The sequence below is a fragment of the Litorisediminicola beolgyonensis genome, assembly GCF_042679605.1.
GTDB lineage: Bacteria > Pseudomonadota > Alphaproteobacteria > Rhodobacterales > Rhodobacteraceae > Litorisediminicola > Litorisediminicola beolgyonensis.
In genome coordinates, this window is record NZ_JBHTMU010000022.1 from 31,016 (window position 1) to 50,254 (window position 19,239).

General features: G+C 69.0%; 18 protein-coding genes. 6 read left to right on the top strand and 12 right to left on the bottom strand.

Going from position 1 to position 19,239, the window contains the following annotated elements; all coding sequences use genetic code 11:
- Nucleotides 1-20: 20 nt before the first annotated feature.
- A complete protein-coding gene (locus tag ACFQ4E_RS12815; protein WP_386804152.1) occupies nucleotides 21-2,393 on the bottom strand; it encodes a YbcC family protein in 2,373 nt (790 codons plus the stop codon).
- Nucleotides 2,394-2,408: 15 nt separating this feature from the next.
- Nucleotides 2,409-3,971 carry a proton-conducting transporter transmembrane domain-containing protein gene (locus ACFQ4E_RS12820; protein ID WP_386804154.1) on the bottom strand — a complete coding sequence of 521 codons (1,563 nt, stop codon included), beginning with the start codon at nucleotides 3,969-3,971 and terminating at the stop codon, nucleotides 2,409-2,411.
- A gap of 104 nt (nucleotides 3,972-4,075) precedes the next feature.
- Between ACFQ4E_RS12820 and ACFQ4E_RS12825 the strand changes: the two genes are divergently transcribed.
- Nucleotides 4,076-4,957 carry a LysR family transcriptional regulator gene (locus ACFQ4E_RS12825; protein WP_386804156.1) on the top strand — a complete coding sequence of 294 codons (882 nt, stop codon included), beginning with the start codon at nucleotides 4,076-4,078 and terminating at the stop codon, nucleotides 4,955-4,957.
- A gap of 14 nt (nucleotides 4,958-4,971) precedes the next feature.
- Here the strand turns inward: ACFQ4E_RS12825 and ACFQ4E_RS12830 are convergent, their stop codons facing one another.
- The 9 genes from ACFQ4E_RS12830 to ACFQ4E_RS12870 all read right to left on the bottom strand — a co-directional run bounded on the left by ACFQ4E_RS12830 (nucleotide 4,972) and on the right by ACFQ4E_RS12870 (nucleotide 13,791).
- A complete protein-coding gene (locus ACFQ4E_RS12830; RefSeq protein ID WP_386804158.1) occupies nucleotides 4,972-5,148 on the bottom strand; it encodes a hypothetical protein in 177 nt (58 codons plus the stop codon).
- Entirely contained in the window at nucleotides 5,145-6,431 is a 1,287-nt protein-coding gene (locus tag ACFQ4E_RS12835; protein ID WP_386804160.1) for a c-type cytochrome, read from the bottom strand. Before ACFQ4E_RS12835 ends, ACFQ4E_RS12830 begins: the two co-directional genes overlap by 4 nt.
- 5 nt (nucleotides 6,432-6,436) lie before the next feature.
- Nucleotides 6,437-7,663, bottom strand: coding sequence for a formate dehydrogenase subunit gamma (locus tag ACFQ4E_RS12840; protein WP_386804162.1), 1,227 nt, complete (start codon nucleotides 7,661-7,663; stop codon nucleotides 6,437-6,439).
- A gap of 210 nt (nucleotides 7,664-7,873) precedes the next feature.
- Nucleotides 7,874-8,467: a formate dehydrogenase FDH3 subunit beta gene (gene fdh3B / locus ACFQ4E_RS12845; RefSeq protein ID WP_386804164.1), complete on the bottom strand. Its 594-nt coding sequence runs from the start codon at nucleotides 8,465-8,467 to the stop codon at nucleotides 7,874-7,876.
- A gap of 14 nt (nucleotides 8,468-8,481) precedes the next feature.
- Nucleotides 8,482-11,475, bottom strand: coding sequence for a formate dehydrogenase subunit alpha (locus ACFQ4E_RS12850; RefSeq protein WP_386804166.1), 2,994 nt, complete (start codon nucleotides 11,473-11,475; stop codon nucleotides 8,482-8,484).
- Nucleotides 11,476-11,597: 122 nt separating this feature from the next.
- Entirely contained in the window at nucleotides 11,598-11,786 is a 189-nt protein-coding gene (locus ACFQ4E_RS12855) for a twin-arginine translocation signal domain-containing protein (RefSeq protein WP_386804168.1), read from the bottom strand.
- A gap of 129 nt (nucleotides 11,787-11,915) precedes the next feature.
- Nucleotides 11,916-12,530, bottom strand: coding sequence for a TorD/DmsD family molecular chaperone (locus ACFQ4E_RS12860; RefSeq protein WP_386804170.1), 615 nt, complete (start codon nucleotides 12,528-12,530; stop codon nucleotides 11,916-11,918).
- On the bottom strand, nucleotides 12,527-13,198 hold the full coding sequence (locus ACFQ4E_RS12865; protein WP_386804172.1) for a DUF3306 domain-containing protein: 672 nt from the start codon (nucleotides 13,196-13,198) through the stop codon (nucleotides 12,527-12,529). Before ACFQ4E_RS12865 ends, ACFQ4E_RS12860 begins: the two co-directional genes overlap by 4 nt.
- Entirely contained in the window at nucleotides 13,195-13,791 is a 597-nt protein-coding gene (locus tag ACFQ4E_RS12870; RefSeq protein WP_386804173.1) for a DUF3305 domain-containing protein, read from the bottom strand. Before ACFQ4E_RS12870 ends, ACFQ4E_RS12865 begins: the two co-directional genes overlap by 4 nt.
- Nucleotides 13,792-13,956: 165 nt before the next feature.
- Between ACFQ4E_RS12870 and ACFQ4E_RS12875 the strand changes: the two genes are divergently transcribed.
- Entirely contained in the window at nucleotides 13,957-15,918 is a 1,962-nt protein-coding gene (locus ACFQ4E_RS12875) for a 4Fe-4S binding protein (protein ID WP_386804175.1), read from the top strand.
- A 19-nt stretch (nucleotides 15,919-15,937) separates the two neighbouring features.
- Here ACFQ4E_RS12875 and ACFQ4E_RS12880 read toward each other — a convergent pair whose 3' ends face one another.
- Nucleotides 15,938-16,675, bottom strand: a complete 738-nt coding sequence (locus ACFQ4E_RS12880; protein WP_386804177.1) for a c-type cytochrome — start codon at nucleotides 16,673-16,675, stop codon at nucleotides 15,938-15,940.
- Between the two features lie 112 nt (nucleotides 16,676-16,787).
- Between ACFQ4E_RS12880 and ACFQ4E_RS12885 the strand changes: the two genes are divergently transcribed.
- Genes ACFQ4E_RS12885 through ACFQ4E_RS12900 form a run of 4 tightly spaced genes read left to right on the top strand, consistent with a single transcriptional unit; the run spans nucleotide 16,788 to nucleotide 19,225 of the window.
- Nucleotides 16,788-16,976 (top strand): DUF6494 family protein, encoded by a 189-nt coding sequence (locus tag ACFQ4E_RS12885; RefSeq protein ID WP_386804179.1) that lies wholly within the window; start codon nucleotides 16,788-16,790, stop codon nucleotides 16,974-16,976.
- A gap of 4 nt (nucleotides 16,977-16,980) precedes the next feature.
- On the top strand, nucleotides 16,981-18,045 hold the full coding sequence (locus ACFQ4E_RS12890; protein ID WP_386804181.1) for an Mrp/NBP35 family ATP-binding protein: 1,065 nt from the start codon (nucleotides 16,981-16,983) through the stop codon (nucleotides 18,043-18,045).
- Nucleotides 18,042-18,746: a biotin/lipoate--protein ligase family protein gene (locus ACFQ4E_RS12895; protein ID WP_386804183.1), complete on the top strand. Its 705-nt coding sequence runs from the start codon at nucleotides 18,042-18,044 to the stop codon at nucleotides 18,744-18,746. Before ACFQ4E_RS12890 ends, ACFQ4E_RS12895 begins: the two co-directional genes overlap by 4 nt.
- On the top strand, nucleotides 18,743-19,225 hold the full coding sequence (locus ACFQ4E_RS12900) for a DUF6505 family protein (RefSeq protein ID WP_386804185.1): 483 nt from the start codon (nucleotides 18,743-18,745) through the stop codon (nucleotides 19,223-19,225). The genes ACFQ4E_RS12895 and ACFQ4E_RS12900 overlap by 4 nt, the downstream gene beginning before the upstream one ends.
- The last annotated feature ends 14 nt before the right edge of the window (nucleotides 19,226-19,239 follow it).

A 19,239-nucleotide genomic window follows, 5' to 3' on the forward strand; every position in this document is an offset into this window, starting at 1 on the left:
GGCCCTTTTTCAGGTCAGGCTCAGGCGGCGCGTGCCTGTTCGGGCGACGCGGTGGTCGCCCATCCAAGCCCCGGACGATAGCGCGACGCCACGCGGCCGTCCTTGAGCGTGAAGAGATGCAGCCAGCCATTGTCGAAGAGCGCCCGCACCGCATCGTGCCGGTCGAGCACGTCGCTGATCGCCTCTTCCGGCGCTTCGATCATGACCGACAGGCGCAGCGGCTCGTGGGCCGGACCGTCGCCGGTCTCGACCGCCTGGCTCGGGAGACCCGGGCGCAGCCGCCCGCCATTGCCCTCGACCACGCCGATGCCGCCGACCACGTTGTGGATCAGCTTGTTGCCGCCGCCGAAGGCCTCGGGCGCGACGGTCGAGCCGTAATATTGCAGGCTGATCCAGCTTGCGACGACGACCGGCGCGGTCAGGATCAGTTCGAGCGTGGCGAAGCCGTCATCGGCCTGCCAGTCGTAGCTGTGGAGGAACGCGCGGCCCGAGAGATCGGTGCGCGCGGTCACCGAGCGCGGGGCGGCGATGAAGCTCGCGCAACCGGCAAGCCCCCATTCGGGCCGAACCTCAGCCCAGTTCCGCGCGCGCTCGGCAACCGTCTCGGGCGTCGCGCCCGACAGACGCAGCGACCGCTCGGCCCGCGCCTGGCGACCGGCGCCGTCGAGCCAGCGCTCGATCTGCGCGAGATCGGCAGTGGCGCCGTCCTTGTAAACCGTTACGGCATCCGTTGTGGTGTCGTGCAGACCGGCCAGGAAGACCGTGTCCTCGGGCACCGTGATACTACGCTCGAGAAGGCCCTCTCGGGCCTCGGGGTCGTTCAGGAGCTGCGCCAGCAGCCGGGCAGAGACCTCTCCGGTGTGACCGCCGCAGGCGCCGCAGTGATAGGCGCTGGCATGGGGGTTGTTGGTGACATGCGCGCCGTGACCGACCAAGAGGACGGTTTTCCCGAACGTGCCGGTCAGGCTCATCGCGCGCAGGACCTTGGCGGCGGTGTCAGCCTTGGCCGCGGCGTCGAGCCCGCCCAGAACCTGCGGGGCGGGGTCCGGCTTGCGCTTGGCGTCGCTCGCTCCCAGCGCGTCCTTCAGGAGCTTGGCGCCGTAGAAGGGGCCTGCCGCCTCGACAAAGGCGAAGGACGAGACCGCCGCCTGCTTGAACCGGCCCCAGGCGCGGGCCGCCCGGGCGGAGATGCGGGCGTCGTGTTCCTCGGCCTTCGGCGCGTGGCTGGTTGAGTGCAGGCCGGGAGAGAGCAGAACCGGCAGATGCGCTTCGACCACGTCCGAGCCATGCGCCGTATGCGCCAGCGGCAGGCCGAAGAACCCGGCGAAGCCGATCGTCTCGATGCCCGCGTTCTGCGCCTCGAGCGCGCGCCGGAAGACCTCGGAGCGGACGTCGATGCAGAAGGCGGCCTGGAGCGCGGGGCGTGCCTCGGACGGGTTGCCGCCGAGGAGCGCCGCCTTGAGACCGCGCTGATGGGCGCGCTCGGCCGAGTCCTGCAGGATCGCGTCGAGCACCTGGTCCGCGTCGGCGGCCACGGGGGCCTCATGCGCCGCGACCGTGTCTTTCCAGCGGGCGGCGACGGCGGGAAACGCGGTCAGAAGCGCCTCTTCCCACACGAGCCGGATCGCCAGGAGATCGGCGAGCGTCCGGTCGCTGTCGCCCGCAAGCTCGGCCTGCCACAAAAGCCAGCGCGCATGCTGGGCCCAGCCGCCGATATCCATCAGGAGCCGCTGATAGGCGGTCTCGGCCGCGTCCTCGGTGATCCCGAGCGCCTCCGAGGCGCGCAAGATCGCCCGCTCGGGCGTGTCCGGCGCCGTGGCGGCGTGGTTGCAGAAGCCCGGCAGACCGGCGATCTCGGGCGTCAGGTCGCGCCCGGCCCAGGCCTGCCACGCGGTGTAGGCGGGCTGACCCGGGGCCGGTGACCAGAGCGCCTGGCCCTTGTCGAAATAGCCCGCGGCCCAAAGCCCGACGGTCCGCTCGATCACCGACGGCCAGTCGATGCCGGTCTCCTCGGCGGCGAGATCGGCCACCGTGGGCAGCGCGGGGCGCGCGGGCGAGGGCGCGTGCGCCTTGGCCATCAGGAGCTCCAGATCGCGTGGCTTCAGCGGCGACGCGCTGGCGAAGAGCGCCGCGGCGAGGTCGTCCTCGGTGATCTCCCTGGCCGCGATCTGGTCGGTGTAGGTCTTCCGCGCCCGCGTCAGCGACACGCCCGTAACACGGGCGAGCCGCGCGCCTGCGGTGGCGAGGTCCTCGCCGGTCTGGCCGAGGAACGGGTTGACCGCGACCGTGGCCTCAAGCGGGAAGGCGGGCGGGATGGCGCGGGCGGCGGCCTCGGCGGCATCGAGAAGACCCGAGATCCGGGCGGGGGCGATCTGGCTGTGCTTCATGAACATCTGGGAACTCCTCGATCAGCTGTGCTTCGCGACCCGATACCCGCCGATCAGGCGGTCGAGCAGCGCGTTGAGGTAAAGTCCGTTGGCAAGATGGACGCGGAGACCGGCGGTGGCCGGGTGGTGGGCCCAGAGCGGGAAGAGCGCCTGCGCGAAGGCCACGAGGCCGAAGGAGAGGACCGCGAGCACGATCATCGCCCATTCCAATGCGCCGGGCACGGGCGCTTCGGGCAGCGATCCGCCCCAGAGCGCGTGAGCGCCGAGCTGGAAGGTGAAGTAGGTCACGACGGCGCCGAACGACGCGGCTGCGGTGCGCCGGGTGAGCGCCCAGGGCGCGGCATCGGCGAGGCCCTGGGCCACCAGGTAGGCGACGCCGAAGATCAGCATCGTGCCGAGCGCCAGCGCCTGCGGGGTCTTCGGTCCGGCGACCAGCATGAAGAGACCCGCCATCGTGCCGTAGAGGACCAGCGCAAGGGCAAAGGATTTCAGCACGGCACCGACGCTCGGAGCGGCCACGGGGCCGGGTCTCCGCAGGCTCGCCACCGCGGCGACCGCTCCGCCCGAGGACAGGAAGGCGTGCGCCTTGTAGAGCGAATGCGCGACGAGGTGCAGAAGCGCCAGCGCCCAGAGACCCAGCCCGCATTGCAGGAGCATGAAGCCCATCTGCGCCACGGTCGACCAGGCGAGCGCCGTCTTGATGGCGCTCTGGGTCAGCATCACCGTCGCACCGAAAAGCGCAGTGAGACCGCCGATCATCACGAGCGCGGCCATGGCGCCGGGGCTCGCCTGCACAAGTTCGGCGGTCCGGATCAAGAGGAAGCCTCCGGCGTTGATGATGCCCGCGTGCAGAAGCGCCGAGACCGGCGTCGGGGCCTCCATGACTTCGGTCAGCCAGCCCTGCAGCGGGAAGGTCGCGGTCTTGAGCGCGGCGGCGAGGATCAGGCAGCCGACGGCGAGATGGCCGAGAAGCGGCAGATCGCCGTTGATCGCGGTGCCGAGCGCGTCGAAGGTCAGCGTCCCGAAGGCCGCGTAGGTCGAGATCGCGGCAAGGACCAACACCACGTCCCCTGCATGCCAGACGAGCGCGAACTTGGTCGCGGCGCGGCGCGCGGCGGCCCGCCCAGGGTAGAAGAGAAGAAGCTGGCGCAGGGTGATGCCGATGGCGGCGAAGGCGAGGATCAGGAGCGGCATGCTGCCGGTCTGGGTCAGCACCAGAACGCCCGCCAGCGTGGCGAACATGAGCGCGTGGAAGCGTCCCTCGCGCTCTTCGCCGTCGAGGTAGGTCTTGGCGTAGCGCATCACCACCCAGCCGATGAAGGCCACGAGGAGCGTCATCGTGGCGCTCACCGCGTCGAGCCGCATCACCAGTGCCGCAGGACCATCGAGGAGCGTCACATTGGCCGGGCCGGAGAGGAGGAACTGGATCAGACCGATAGCGGCAAGCGCCAGGGCCGAGAGCGTCGCAGCTTCGGGCAGCCAGGACACCAGCGTCGGGCGGCGGCCCGGCTGCGAGGCGGCAAGCCCCGAGGCCAGGATCAGCAGCAGCGGCGCGAAGAAGCTAAGAGGGATCACGTCGGTCATGGCGGCGCTCCGGTTGGATATCGTTCGAGCGGTGATGTAGCGTCGGCCATGTATTAGATAAATTACATATAATCGCTTTAATCGTTCTGTATTATAGAACGGATATGCAGTTGAACCTCCATCACCTCCGTCTGTTCCGCGCCGTGGCCCGCGATGGGACGCTGACCGGCGCGGCGCGCTCGCTGAACTTGTCGCAATCGGCTTTATCGAAGCAGATCAAGACCTTGGAGGCCAATCTTGGTCATGATCTCTTCGAGCGCCGCGGCCGTGGGCTCGTGCTGACCGAGGCCGGACGGATCGCGCTCGACCATGCCGAGGCGATCTTCCGCACTGCCGAGGATCTGACCGCGACCCTCCGCGGCGGAGCGTCGCAGCGTATGATCCTGCGAGTCGGCGCGCTCGCCACCCTGTCGCGAAACTTCCAGATCGGGTTTCTCGAACCGGTCATCCGGCGTCGCGATACCGAGGTCATCCTGCGCTCGGGCGGGCAGGCGGAGCTGCTGCGCGCGCTCGACGCGCTGTCGCTCGACGTGGTCCTGACCAATCTCGTGCCCGCGCGGGAGGCGGCGCATCCCTATCTCGTTCATGCGCTCTCGGAGCAGCCGGTGAGCCTCATCGGCGCGCCCGAGCTGTCGGGTCGGCCGCTCACCCGGCTCCTGAGCGAAGAGCCGGTGATCCTGCCGACGCCGGAAGCCGCGCTCCGGGCCTCCTTCGATGCGATGGTCGGGCGGTTGGGTCTGAGCCCGCGGATCGCCGCCGAGGCCGATGACATGGCGATGTTGCGTCTTCTGGTGCGCGAAGGGGTCGGCGTCGCTGTGATCCCGCCGATCGTCGTCCGGGACGAGCTGGCGGCGGGGATGCTTGCGGAGCTGTGCCAGCTCGACGGGATCGCCGAGACCTTCTACGCGGTGACGCTGGAGCGGCGCTTTCCGAACCCGCTCATCGCCGAGCTTCTGGACGCGGCCGAAGGGCTCCGCGCGTCCTAGTCTGCGCCTGCGGTTTACTGCGTCGCCTCGGTCTCGAGCGGCTCGCCGCCATCGGCGGACCCGGCCTCGCCCAGGCGGACGGAGTTCGAGACGCGCTCTTCCGCGGTCGTGTCCCAGAAGGTCTCGAGCGCGAACCAGGCACCTGTGGCGATGACCGCGATGGCTATGAAGCCGAGAGCCATGGATTTCATTTATGTTCCTCCTCGGGCGCCGTCTCGCGGCGCAGAAAGGCGATCAGGTCGGCGCGGTCCTCGGCGCCGGTGATGCGCTGCATGGGCATTTTGGTCCCCGGCAGATAGTGCTCGGGGCCGATGTCGAAAAGCTGGTCGATGGTGCTCTCGTCCCAGACGAGGTCCGAGCCATCGAGCGCGTCGGAATAGCTGTAATCGCCGACCGTTCCGGCCCTCCGGCCGAAGAGATCGTAGAGCGTCGGACCGGCGCGCCGCGCCGAGCCGGGCGTCAGCGTGTGGCAGATCGAGCATTTGCGCATGAATTGCCGCTCGCCGTTGGACATGAGCGCAGGATCGGTCAGAAAACCGCGCTCTGACTGCATCTGTGGCGTGTCGGCCTCCTCGGACATTGGCCAGGCGGAGATCTCGTTGGCGAGCCCCCCGGCATAGAGCGTCTCGCCCCCGGGCGAGAAGGCCAGCGCCCAGATCGGTCCGCGGGTGGTGGCGCGGAAATCCTGCCAGACCGACCAGGTCGCGGTGTCGACGATCATGATGTAGCCCTCGCCATCGCCGACCGCAAGGCGGCTGTGGTCCTGCGGCGCGGCAAGCGCGAGGATCGGACGGCGGTCGGCGGTCAGGTCGGCCAGAGACGCGGCGGTCGCGGGGTCGATCACGCGGGTGACGCCGTCCACCGCGCCATAGGCCAGCCAGCCCGCGCCCTCGTCGAGGATCAGCTCGTTCAGGCCGAACCCGTGTTCGACGAGACGGCTCAGCTCGTTGCCGGTCGCCACGTCCCAGACGCGCAAGGTGCCATCCGCCGAGGCCGAATAGAGGCGTGTCCCGTCCGCCGAGAACACCACGTCGTTGACCGGACCGTCATGGCCGTCGATGAAGTGGGCAGGGCCACCGTCCAAGGGCCAGAGGCCGATGCGCCCGTCCCAGCTGGCCGAGGCGATCAGGCTGTCGGAAGCGGCGAGGTTCATCACCTTGCCCTGATGCCCTTCGAGCCGCGCGGCAAGCGTGCCGTCCCGCCAAAGGATCAGGTCGAAATCGTCGGCGCCGGTGACCAGCGTCGTCTCGTCGAGGAAAAGGACGGTGTTGACCGCGGCCTCGTGCCCGTCGAGCCAGGCCGGAGAGCCGTCCGTCCAGCGCGCCGCGGCATTGTCGAAACTGGCGCTGGCGAGGCTGCCGGTCTCCGAGACCGCCACATCCATCACCGGTCCGCCGTGTCCCGCGAGCACATGGTAGCCGCCCTCGGCGGCCGCCGGGGCCGCGACGAGCAGGAGGGCCGCGGCGAGCCGCATACGTCTCACTCGGCCGGGGTGGCGCCCTTGGGAGCGGCGCGCTCTTCGGCCATCTTCTTCTCGTACCAGATCGAGTGGTGCTCCTTGGCCCACTGGGTGTCGACCTCGCCCGAACCCATCGCCTCGAACGCGCCCTCCATGCCGATCGTGCCGATATAGATATGGGCCAGGATGATCGCCATGAAGACGAAGGCGACGATGGCGTGCCAGAGCTGGGCGTATTGCATCTCGCCCTGCGGGCTCAGATCCGAGGTGAAGGGATCGACACCGAGAAGACCGGGCACACCGAGCTCGTTCAGCGTGGCGAAGGTCGGCGCGAACATCTGCAGATCGAACGGGAAGAGCAGCGACAGTCCCGAGGCCGAGACCGAGGCGCCGAGGATGACCACGGACCAGAAGATGATCTTCTGACCGGCGTTGAACTTCGGCGCGGGGACGTGGCCCTTGCCGATGAAGCCGCCACCGCGGGCCAGCCATTTGACGTCCTGCCAGGTCGGAATGTTGTGCCAGACCCACATCATGAAGACCATGACGAGACCCAGCATGAAGGCCCAGGCGACGTTGTTGTGCAGCCATTTCGACGCGATGGCGAGATCCGAGAAGACCTCGTGGCCGAAGGCGGGGATCAGGAACTTGCGGCCCATCAGCGTGATCAGGCCGGTCAGTCCGAGGATGACGAAGCTGCCCGCGATCAGCCAGTGGCCGAAGCGTTCGATGCCGGTGAAGCGCTCGATGGTGCGTCCGGTGCGCTCGCCGTCGATGCGGATGCGTCCCTTGATCAGGTAGAAGATCGCGAGCAGCGCGATGGTGCCGAGCAGCAGGTAGCCGCCCCAGTGCAGCACGGGACCTTCACGCAGTTCCAGCCACCACATGCCGTTATCCTGCATGATCGTGCTCGCGGCAGGCGCGCGAACCTGGGTGCTGATGTCGCGCTCGTCGAAGCGGAAGGCGCGCCAGAGATCGGAATCCGAGGAGCCGCCGAGGGTGGAGAGCGCGTCGACGCCCTCGCCGATTTCCGCGTCGCTGCCGACGAATTGCCGCCGCTCGTCATTATTGGCCTCGAGCCCCTGCTGGCGTCTGAGGATGTCCTCGAGCGTGCTTCCGGGAGAGGCGGGCGCGGCCTCGCCAGACACATCGGATGCCGGCGGCTCGACCGCGTCCTGTTGGGCCGAGACGGGCAGGGCCGTCGCCAGAAGCGCAAACAGCATAACGAGATAGGGGGCGACTCTCATCGGGGAGGCTCCTTTGGTCTTGGCGAGCGCGGCGGCTCTGATCGGTCCGCGGACCATCCGGAACCTTCGTGCCGGACGTGTCGGTGCCGGTCAGGAAGGTTCGGGAGGGTTCGCCCCCGGTGTGGGCGGGACGCCGGGCGGATGCCGCCCGGCGCAGAGATTGACCTGGAAAACTGGCCCCCGCGGCGAGCGCGGGGACCGGAGCGGCGCTCAGCCGTCCTTCTGGTCGTAGGCGGTGCCCCAGCCCCAGGCGCCCGAGCCGAAGCCGCGCGCGACGACCCGCTCGCGATAGATCTGCGAGACGACATCGCCGTCACCGGCGAGAAGCGCCTTGGTCGAGCACATCTCGGCGCAGATCGGCAGCTTGCCTTCCGCGATCCGGTTGCGGCCATACTTCTGGAACTCGGCCTGGGACATGTCCTCTTCCGGGCCACCGGCGCAGAAGGTGCATTTGTCCATCTTGCCGCGGCTGCCGAAATTGCCCGCCTGCGGATACTGCGGCGCGCCGAAGGGGCAGGCGTAGAAGCAGTAGCCGCATCCGATGCAGAGGTCCTTGGAGTGCAGGACCACGCCATCGGCGGTCTGGTAGAAGCAATCCACCGGGCAGACGGCCATACAGGGCGCGTCCGAGCAGTGCATGCAGGCGACCGAGATCGAGCGTTCGCCCGGCGTGCCGTCCTGGATCGTCACCACGCGGCGGCGGTTGATGCCCCAGGGAACTTCGTGCTCGTTCTTACAGGCGGTGACGCAGGCGTTGCATTCGATGCAGCGTTCGGCGTCGCAGAGAAATTTAGCGCGTGCCATAGGTTATCTCCTCCTTACGCGGCTTCGATGCGGCAAAGGGTTGCCTTGGTTTCCTGCATCTGGGTCACCGAGTCATACCCGTAGGTCTGCGCGGTGTTGGTCGATTCACCCAGGACATACGGATCGGCGCCCTCGGGATATTTCCCGCGCAGATCCTCGCCCTGCCAGAAGCCGCCGAAGTGGAACGGCATGAAGGCGACCCCGGGCGCGACGCGCTCGGTGACCATCGCCATGACGTTCACCTTGCCGCCGTTCGGACCGTGGACCCAGACCATTGCCCCGTCACGGACGCCGAGATTGTTGGCGTCGCGCGGGTTGACCTCGATGAACATGTCCTGCTGCAGCTCGGCGAGCCAGGGGTTCGACCGGGTCTCGTCGCCGCCGCCCTCGTATTCGACCAGGCGGCCGGAGGTGAGGGTGATCGGGAAGTCGGACGAGTAATCGGTCTCCTGGATCGACTTGTAGAGCGTCGGCACCCGCCAGAACTTCTTGTCCTCGTAGGTCGGATAGTCGGCCACGAGGTCGTAGCGCGGGGTGTAGAGCGGCTCGCGATGGACCGGCACCGGGTCGGGGAAGGTCCAGACCACGGCGCGGGCCTTGGCGTTGCCGTAAGGCGCGCAGCCATGCGCGATCGCCACGCGCTGGATGCCGCCCGAGAGGTCGGTCTTCCAGTTCACGCCGCCCACCGCCTTGGCGTAGTCGGATTTCACGTCACCGGTCTGAGAGGTCTCGCCGACCTGTTCCTCGCCGCCGGATTGCTGCGGGCGCTGGCCCTCGAACCCTGCGACGCGTTCGATGGTCGAGCGCTCCTCGTCGGTCAGGTCGCCATCCCAGCCGAGATCCATCAGCATCTGCATGGTGAACTCGGGATAGCCGTCCTGAATCTCGGACCCGACCGGCGCGACACCCTCGGCAAGGAGGTTGTCGCCGTCGCGCTCCACGCCGAACCGGGCGCGGAAGCCCATGCCGCCATCGGCGACCGGGAGCGAGATGTCATAGAGGTTCGGCGAGCCGGGATGGTTCATCTCGGCCGTGCCCCACGACGGCCAGGGCAGCCCGTAGTAATCGCCATCGGCGGGTCCGCCGAGAGCGCGCAGCGTGGTGCGGTCGAAGGTGTGCTGGTTCTCCATGTGCTTGCGCAGACGCTCCGGCGACTGGCCGGTATAGCCGATGGTCCACATGCCGCGGTTGAACTCGCGGGTGAGGTCCTCGATCAGCGGCTCGTCGCCGTTCACCTCGATGTTGCGGAAGATCCGGTCCGAGAAGCCGAACTTGTCCGAGAACATTTTGAGGATGACGTGGTCGGGCTTCGACTCGAAGATCGGGTCGACGATCTTCTCGCGCCATTGCAGCGACCGGTTCGACGCGGTGACCGAGCCGTAGGTCTCGAACTGCGTCGCCGCGGGCAGGAGATAGACGCCGTCGGTGCGGTCCTGCATCACCGCCGAGACCGTCGGGTAGGGATCGACCACGACCATCAGGTCGAGCTTCTCCATCGCCGTCTTCATCTCGGGCAGGCGGGTCTGCGAGTTCGGCGCGTGGCCCCAGAGAACCATCGCCCGCGTGTTGTCGGGCTGGTCGATATTCTCCGCGGGCTCCAGGATACCGTCGATCCAGCGCGACACCGGGATACCGGTCTCGTTCATCATCATCCGGTCGGCGCCGTCGGCACCGGCACCCTTCATCACCGCGAAGCGGCCCTTGAGCCAGTCGAGATCCTCTTCCCAGACCCGGGCCCAATGCGCCCAGGAGCCGTCGGCGAGGCCGTAGTAGCCCGGCAGCGTGTCGGCGAGGACGCCGAGGTCCGTCGCGCCCTGCACATTGTCATGGCCGCGGAAGATGTTGGTGCCGCCACCGGCCCGGCCCATGTTGCCGAGCGCGAGTTGCAGGATGCAGTAGGCGCGGGTGTTGTTGTTGCCGTTGGTGTGCTGGGTGCCGCCCATGCACCAGATCACGGTGCCGGGACGGTTGTTGGCGAGCGTGCGCGCCACCCGCTCAAGCTGGCTGCCCGGCGTGCCGGTGACCCGCTCGACCTCGTCGGGCGTCCAGTTGGCGACCTCGGCCCGGATCTGGTCCATGCCCCAGACGCGGGTGCGGATGAACTCCTCGTCCTCCCACTTGTTCTCGAAGATGTGCCAGAGGATGCCCCAGACCAGCGCCACGTCGGTGCCGGGACGGAAGCGCACATATTCGTCCGCATGCGCCGCGGTCCGCGTGAAGCGCGGGTCGCAGACGATCAGCGGGGCGTTGTTCTCTTCCTTGGCCTTCAGGAGGTGCAGGAGCGAGACCGGGTGCGCCTCGGCCGGGTTGCCGCCGATCACGAAGATCGCCCGGCTGTTGTGGATGTCGTTGTAGGAGTTGGTCATGGCGCCGTAGCCCCAGGTGTTCGCAACGCCCGCCACGGTGGTGGAGTGGCAGATGCGCGCCTGGTGGTCGACGTTGTTCGTGCCCCAGTAGGCGGCGAACTTGCGGAACAGGTAGGCCTGCTCGTTGTTGTGCTTGGCCGAGCCGAGCCAGTAGACCGAATCCGGGCCGCTCTCCTCACGGATGGCGAGCATCTTGTCGCCGATCTCGTTGATCGCGTCGGCCCAGGACATGCGGACCCACTCGCCGCCTTCCTTCTTCATCGGGTATTTCAGGCGACGCTCGCCATGGGTGTGCTCGCGCACCGAGGCCCCCTTGGCGCAATGGGCACCGAGGTTGAACGGGCTGTCCCAGCCGGGCTCCTGGCCCGTCCAGACGCCGTCCTGCACCTCTGCCATGACGGTGCAGCCGACCGAGCAGTGGGTGCAGACGGATTTCACGGTCTGGACCGCGCTGTCGGCGGCCTGCTGCGCGCTGGCCTGCGTAACCGAGCCGCCGGTGGCGGAAATCGCGGCGAGCCCGCCGATGGCAAGGCCCGACCCGCGCAGAAAGGCGCGGCGGTCGACGGAGCGACCGGCAATGTCCGCGAGGACGCCGGTGCGTCCCGAACGGCGGGTGACCCCGTTGGTCTTTTTCCTGAGCATGGTTTCCCTCCAGTTGGATGCGCCGGGTCCCGTTTCGTGGCGTCGGGGCCGGTCGGGCGCATGGGGTGGCCGGTATGCGGGCGGTCAGGACCCGGTCCGGCGCGTCTCTTTATCCGTTCGGCTCAGAACCGGGCGGACGCGTAATAGGCGCGGGTATGGGCGGTGTCGGCGAGACCTTTCTGCGGTCCCTCTGCCGGTGCCGCCTCGGCCTCGCTGCCGCTGACCGCAACGGCGGCGACGGCGGCGGGGGCGGCGGTGCCCGCGAGTTTCAGGAAATCGCGGCGGCTCGCCTCTGGTTTGGTCTCGGACATGAAGGCCTCCCTTTTTCTTTCATGCGACCGTCGGGGCGTCCCCCGGTCCGGTCCTGTGGTGAAGAGCGCCACGCCCGCCGCGCCGCTCCGGTTCTTGCGGTATGGCGGGCCGGGGCCCGCCGCGCCGGATCACTCCGACGCCAAGCGAAATCCTTCGCGCTCGATCTCGACGAAGGCGCGCCCGACGCGGCCCACATGGGCATAAAGCCGGGCGGTCTTGGCCTTTTCGAGATCGGAGAAGAAATGTCCCGCCCAGGGGGCGAGGTGACGGTTGAAGAAGGTCTTCTGGTCCTCGATCGTCGCCGGCGCGTCGAAGCGTCCGACGATGAGACCGGCCATGACCTCCATCAGGGTCGCGATATTGTCCTCGGGCTCGAACCGATCCGGCGCGCGCGAGACCCGCCGCGCCCGCAGGTCCTGGCGGAGCGTGGCGAGCGGCTTCTCGTTCAGGAACCCGGTCAGGTAGTAGCTCGCATAGGGCAGAAGCTCGCCGCGCCCGAGGCCAATGAAAAGCGCGTTGTATTCGCGCGCCACGTCCCTGGGATCGGCCTTGGCCGCCGCATCTGCCAGGCCGGTGATCGCCTGGCCGAGATCGGTGTCGGCATCGCCGCCAAGCGCCGCGGTCTGCTCCAGAAGCAGCGCGTCAGGTGGGGCTGCCAGAAGCAACCCCATGAAATTGTAGAGATCTGCCCGGAGGCGATCCTCGCTGGAGACGTCGGGCATCGACGCGGCTGCGCTGCTCATACTCTTCCCGTGTCAAATCTGAACCGCATGCGGCGAGGAGGAGGGGGCGCATCCGGATGCTGTTGTATACAATTCTCGGAAGCAGGCCTCGCAGCTACTGCGACTTTGGTCGTAGTCTCGGTCTCGGTCTCGGTCTCGCCGGACGTCTCGGCTTCCGCGACGGTGGTCTCCTCCGCCACCGCAACCGGCGTTTCCGCCTCCGTCTCCGAGATCTCGGTGTCCGTCCGGCTCTCATCGTCCCGCGCCGCCTTGGCCTCGGCCTCGGCCATCAGGGCGTCGAGATGGCTCTTCATGCTGCCGCGCAACGTGTCGAAGGCGGTGGCCACGCCCGGCGCGTCTGTGGCGGCGGCGGTGAAATCGGTGTCGTAATCGTTCAGCCCGTCGAGACAGGCCAGAACCGGGTTCGACCGCCAGAGCGTGCGGAGCGCGCGGCGGCGCAGATGTTCGGGGATCTCGCGCCGCATGAAGCCCACGATCCCGTCGCCGGGCAACAGGTCCTCGGGCGCGGGCAGGCCGAACTCAGCCAGGATCTCGTCATCGCTTTTCTCAGCGAGCCGTGCGGCCTCTTCGGCGTGACGGCGATCCTCGGCGTCCGCGACCGCGGCGACCTTCTCCGCTTCCTCGGCCTCGGCGACGCGGGCGCGGCGGCGGCTCCAGAAATCGCTCATGCCGAGCCTCCATGCCGCCGCGCGGTCGGCGCGCGATAGACATCGGTGTCCTGCGAGATGCGCGGATCGCCGATCCCGCCCTCGGGGCGGTCGTCGCGATGCTTGCGCCGCTTGCGCTTGACGAAGGGCTCCTCGACGTAATGCGCGGCGGTCCATTGTGCCACGAAGGAAAGGACCTCGGGCGGCATCGCCACCTTCTCGACGATCTCGTCGCCGCTCTCGGAGAAGAGCGCGGCCTCGTGCGGGTTCGCGGTCACCAGATGCACCCGCCAGGGGAACGTCCCGTCGGTCGCGGGCCGCAGCACCACGTAGAGCGACGGTACCGCTTCGGTCAGCGCGATCCGGTAGGCCTCGGCCTCGCCGCGCCAGAGGGTGAGGGTCACCGTGGCGGCGTGAAACTCGGCGATCCCGTCGCGCTCGTGCAGGAGCTTCCAGTCGGCGGGGCCCGCGCCCGGGATCACTGCCACGGGTTTCCAGACCTCGCGCTGCCATCGGGTGACGCCCGGCGTCCGACGCACCACCACGCCGAGCGCGATGCGGTCAGAGACGCGGTCCGTCCCGTTTCCGGTGGCGGGGTCGCTGGTCGTGGTCACTATGGGGCCTCCCGATCCGTCCTTGGCGAGGGACGGTTGCTTTCAGCTTAGCCTACCGTCTTGTGTAGACCAGTACCCTCACGTATCAAAAACCGAATTTCCGAAAATGCGTGTTCTTGTGCTCATCTTTGCGTGAGCAGGGTCCTGCGCGAAGGGAGGATCGGAATGACCAAGCGCATCCTGCTCTGCGATTGCGAGGGAAGTCAGCCCGTCGCGGCAGAGGCCATCGCCAAGGCCACAGGCTGCACGGCGGGCCGTGTCTTCACCGCGCTCTGCACCCGCGAGGCCGAGCGCGCCGCCGAGGCGCTGGGGCAGGGCGAGGTCATCGTCGCCTGCGGCCAGGAGCGCGCCTTCTTCGAGATGCTGGCCGAGGAGATCGGCGCCGAGACGCCGGGCTTCGTCGACATCCGCGACCGCGCTGGCTGGTCCGACGAGGCCCGGGCCGCCGGTCCGAAACAGGCCGCCCTTGCCGCCGAGGCGATGGTCGCCGTCCCGGCGCCCGCCACGCGTGACGTGATGTCGGAAGGCACCTGCCTTCTGGTGGGCGCGGGCGAGACCGCCTTTGCCGCTGCCGCCGAGCTTTCGAAGACGCTCGCGGTGACGGTGCTCCAGACCGATGACAGCGAAGTGCCCGCCGATCGCAGCTTCGACGTGATCCGCGGCCGTCTGGCGCGCGCCTCCGGAGCGCTTGGCGGGTTCTCGGTGCGGATCGACGCGATGCGGGCGCTGTCTCCGGGCGGGCGCGGCGCGTTCACCTTCACCGAGCCGCGCGACGGGGCGATGTCGGACTGCGACATCCTTCTGGACCTGACCGGCGATGCGCCGCTCTTTCCCGCGCCCGAGAAGCGCGAGGGCTACCTGCGGGCCGATCCGCGCCAGCCCGGCGCGGTGGCGCGCGCGCTGGGGCAGGCGGCGCAGCTCGTGGGCACCTTCGAGAAGCCGCTGCATGTGCGGCTCGAGCCTGCGCTCTGCGCGCATTCCCGTGCCAGCCAGTCCGGATGCTCGCGCTGCCTCGATGCCTGCCCGACCGGGGCGATCACCGTGGCGGGCGACCATGTCGCCGTCGACCAGATGATCTGCGCGGGCTGCGGGTCCTGCTCGGCGCTCTGCCCCTCGGGTGCGATCTCCTACGACGCGCCGCCGGTGGCGAGCCTCTTCCGCCGCATCGACACGCTGGCCCGCGCCTATCGCGGCGCAGGCGGCGGCGCGCCCCGGCTTCTGGTCCATGACGACGGCCACGGGGCCGAGATGATCCGCCTTGCCGCGCGCTTCGGGCGGGGTCTGCCCGCCGACGTGATCCCGTTCGAGACCGCGGCACTTGCGGGCTTCGGCCATGCCGAGATGCTGGCGGCCCTCGGCGCGGGCTTCTCGCGCGTCGATCTCTTGCTCTCGCCCAGGACCGAGCGCGAGGTGCCCGAGCGCGAAACGGCACTGGCCAATGCCATCGCCGGGGCGCAAGCGGTCCGCTGCCTCGACCTCGCCGACCCGGACGCCTTGCCCGACGCGCTCTATGGCGGCGCGGCCCCGGCGCTCTGCGATCCGGTCCTGCCCATCGGCACGCGGCGGCAGGTGACCCGCGTCTCTGCCAAGGCACTGCGCGGCGACGCCACCGTGGACCTGCCCGAAGGCGCGCCCTACGGCGCGGTGCTCGTCAACGAGGAGGCCTGCACGCTCTGCCTCTCCTGCGTGTCGCTCTGCCCCTCGGGCGCGCTCGGCGACAACCCGGACAAACCGCAGCTCCTCTTCCAGGAGGACGCCTGCCTGCAATGCGGCATCTGCGCGAGCGCCTGTCCCGAGGACGCGATCACGCTCGCGCCGCGGCTCGACCTCAGCGACACGGCGCTGGGGCAGGTGGTCAAGAAAGAGGAAGAGCCCTTCGCCTGCGTCGAATGCGGCGCGCTGTTCGGCGTGCGGTCGACGGTCGAGCGGATCATGGAGAAGCTCGCCGGGAACCACGCGATGTTCGCCAATCCACAAGCGGCGCGCATGATCCAGATGTGCGACGATTGCCGGGTGCGGGCGCAGTTCCACTCTGCCAACAATCCGTTCGGCGGCGGCGAGCGACCGCGCGTGCGCACGACCGAGGATTACCTCGAGACCGGCCCCTCGAAGCGCCGCGATCACTGATGCCGATGGCAGTCCGGTCTCAGCGCGCCTCAACCGGCGCGCCGAGATCGGCCGCGCTCATCTCCGCGACATAGGCCAGGATATGGTCGATCTCGTCGAGCGTCAGGCGGACCGGCACGATCGGAGGCGGGCGCATGGGATCGAAGGGGGCGGTGACGTCTTCGACCTGCGTGAAGGACGGGTGCGGGTTCAGCGCGAAGAAGCCCTCGAACCGCTCGCTCCAGTTCGGCAGGGCCCGGAGCGCCGGGAAGGACGGCGTGGACCCGATGGAGCGCATCCTGTCCGCCGCCGACAGCGCGTGACAGCGTCCGCAGGCGCGCTCCGACACCTTGGCGCCGAGCGCGGCGTCGCCGGTGAAGGTGATGACCTCGTCGGTGACGACATCGCGGTCCGGCGGCGTGAAGCCCGCGCCCTCGGCAGGCACGAAGGCGGCGATGGTCTCGCGCCCGATCTCGGAGGTGAGCCAGTCGTGGAAGGCCTCGGCATCGGGATCGCCGTTGCTGTCGAAGCCCCAGCTTGCGTCGCCGCGCAGGATGACCGGCGGACCAGAGGGCCCGAGCACGGCATCGGCCTCGGCATCGCCGGGCAGCCGCGTGATCCGGGTCCCGGTCTTCAGCGCGTAGCGCGGCAGCACATAGGCCGCGAAGCCGCTGTCCTCGAGCGCTTCGGGGATTGCGAGGCTGAAGGCGCGGTCGGCCTCGGCCAGACCCGCGATGGGCCAGAGCGCCAAGGCGAGGCAGAGGGACATGAGGCGCATGCGGGGGCTCCTGACGCGGCAGTGATGAGGGTCGAGGGGCTCTGGCTTGCAAGCCTATGGGCGCGCCGCTACACCCGTCAACGCTCTCGTCTCCGGGGAAAGGATCGCCAAGATGAACGAAGACCTGAACATGTCGCTGAGGAAATTCCTCAAGCAGGTGGGTGTGACCTCGCAGAAGGCCATCGAAGAGGCGGTCGCGGCGACCGAGAACACCGAAGGCAAGCGCTTCGCGCTGAAGATGGTCCTGACCTGCGAAGAGCTGGACCTGAACCACGAAGTCAACGGCACGATCCAGGGGTAATTCAGTGGCGCTGACACGCGACGCGGTTCTCGCCGCACTCAAAGAGATCACCGACCCGGTATCGGGCGGCGACATCGTCGGCTCCGGCATCGTCCGGGCGCTGACGGTCGAAGACACCGGCACGCGCTTCGTGCTGGAGATCGACCCGGCCAAGGCCGAGGCCTACAAGCCCGTGCGCGACGCCGCCGAGGCCGCCGTCAAGGCGCTGCCCGGCGCGACCGCCGTGTCGGTGGTGATGACCGCGCACAGCCAGAAGGCACCGCCGGATCTGAAAGCCGCCGCCAAGCCCAAGCCGCAGGGCCCGCAGCGGGTGCCGGGCGTCGCCCGCATCCTCGCGGTCGCCTCGGGCAAGGGCGGGGTCGGCAAATCGACCGTCTCCGCGAACCTCGCCTGCGCGCTCGCCGCCGAGGGCCGCCGCGTCGGGCTTCTGGACGCCGATGTCTACGGGCCTTCGCAGCCCCGGATGCTCGGCGTCTCGGGCCGTCCGGCCAGCCCCGACGGCAAGACCATCCTGCCGCTCCGGAATTACGGCGTCACGATGATGTCGATCGGGTTGATGACCAACGAGGGCCAGGCGGTGGTCTGGCGCGGTCCGATGCTGATGGGCGCGCTGCAGCAGATGATGAACCAGGTGCAATGGGGCGCGCTCGACGTGCTGATCGTCGACCTGCCGCCGGGCACCGGCGACGTGCAGATGACGCTCAGCCAGAAATTCGTCGTCGATGGCGCGGTCGTGGTCTCGACCCCGCAGGACGTGGCGCTGATCGACGCGCGCAAGGGCATCGACATGTTCAAGCAGCTGAACGTGCCGATCATCGGTCTGATCGAGAACATGTCCACGCATATTTGCTCGAACTGCGGCCACGAGGAGCACATCTTCGGCCATGGCGGCGTCGCCAAGGAAGCCGCGGCGCTGGGCGCTCCGCTTCTGGCCGAGATCCCGCTGCATCTCGACATCCGCACCGCCTCGGACGGCGGCGCGCCCATCGTCGTCTCGAAACCCGAGAGCGCCGAGGCCCGCGTCTTCCGCGAGGTGGCGGCGAAACTGGTGGAGGCGGGCGCCGCATGACCGAACGCCCGTCCTTCCCGCCGCTTCTGACCGGCGTGGCAGTGCCGGGCGATGCGCCGCGCGCCGCGGCTATCGCGGCGGCGCGGGACGGGTGCGATGCGGGAACGATCTTCTACGACCCGAGCGCGCCGGATCTGGCGGCGGCCATCGTGCTGGCGCCGGATGTGGCGCTCGCCCAAGCGGCGCAGATGCTGCCGCTCCTCGCTGTCGGTTGCCAGAACGCGCTCGGCGCCATCGCGCCGCCCGAGGTGGGCATGCATCTTGGCTGGGACGGAACGCTGCGCGTGAATGGCGGACGGGCCGGGCGGGTGGCCCTGGTCGCGCCGACACCCGAGCCCAAGCATGTCCCGGACTGGCTGATCGGCGTGCTGGAGCTGCGCTTCGAGATCGATCTCGACCGCGGCGGCGACCGCCCGGAGGAGACCGCGCTCCGCGCCGAGGGCTGTGGCGATCTCGCGCCCCTGGACCTGCTCGAAGCCTGGGCGCGGCACAGCCTCAACTGGCTGCACCGCTGGGAGGTCGACGGCCCCGCCGAGCTCCACCGCGAATGGACCGCGCTCTCCGACGAGATCGGCAAGGAGCTTGCGGTCGCCGGGCGTTCCGGGACCGCGCTCGGGCTCGACGAAGAGCTCGGCCTGTTGTTGAAGACCGCAGACGGCACCGAGCTTGTGCCCCTCACCGCCCTTCTGGAGACGCCATGAGCCTCGCCCGCGCCATCCACTTTGACGACAGCGACACCCGCGTCTATGCGCGCCACGCCCGGACCGGCGAATGGTGTATTTCCGGCGGTTTCGAGTTCTCGAACTGGGGCGAGGGCGATCTCGAGGGCAAGGCGCGCCAGGCCTTCGCCAACGGGTTCCTGGGGCTCGAGACCTTCGGGCGGGTGACCTTCGTGGCCGTGACGCGGATCGAACCCGCCGAGCGTGAAGAACTCGTCACCGCGCTCGCCGAGCATTTCGTGGCGGTCTACGGCGCCCCCACGCTCGAGGCCGCGCGCAGCGTGGCCGAACAGGAGATCGCCGATATGGAGGATCTCTGCGAGGGCCATGCGCCGAACACGCTTCTGACCGTCAGCCGCGAGCTGACAGGGGCGGGCGTGCGCGAGGCCTTTCGCGTGATCGAGCCGCAGGATGCCGAGCTCGAGGCCTTCGCGGTGCACGGGGATAGCGATCCCCACTGACGGGCAGGGCGCGC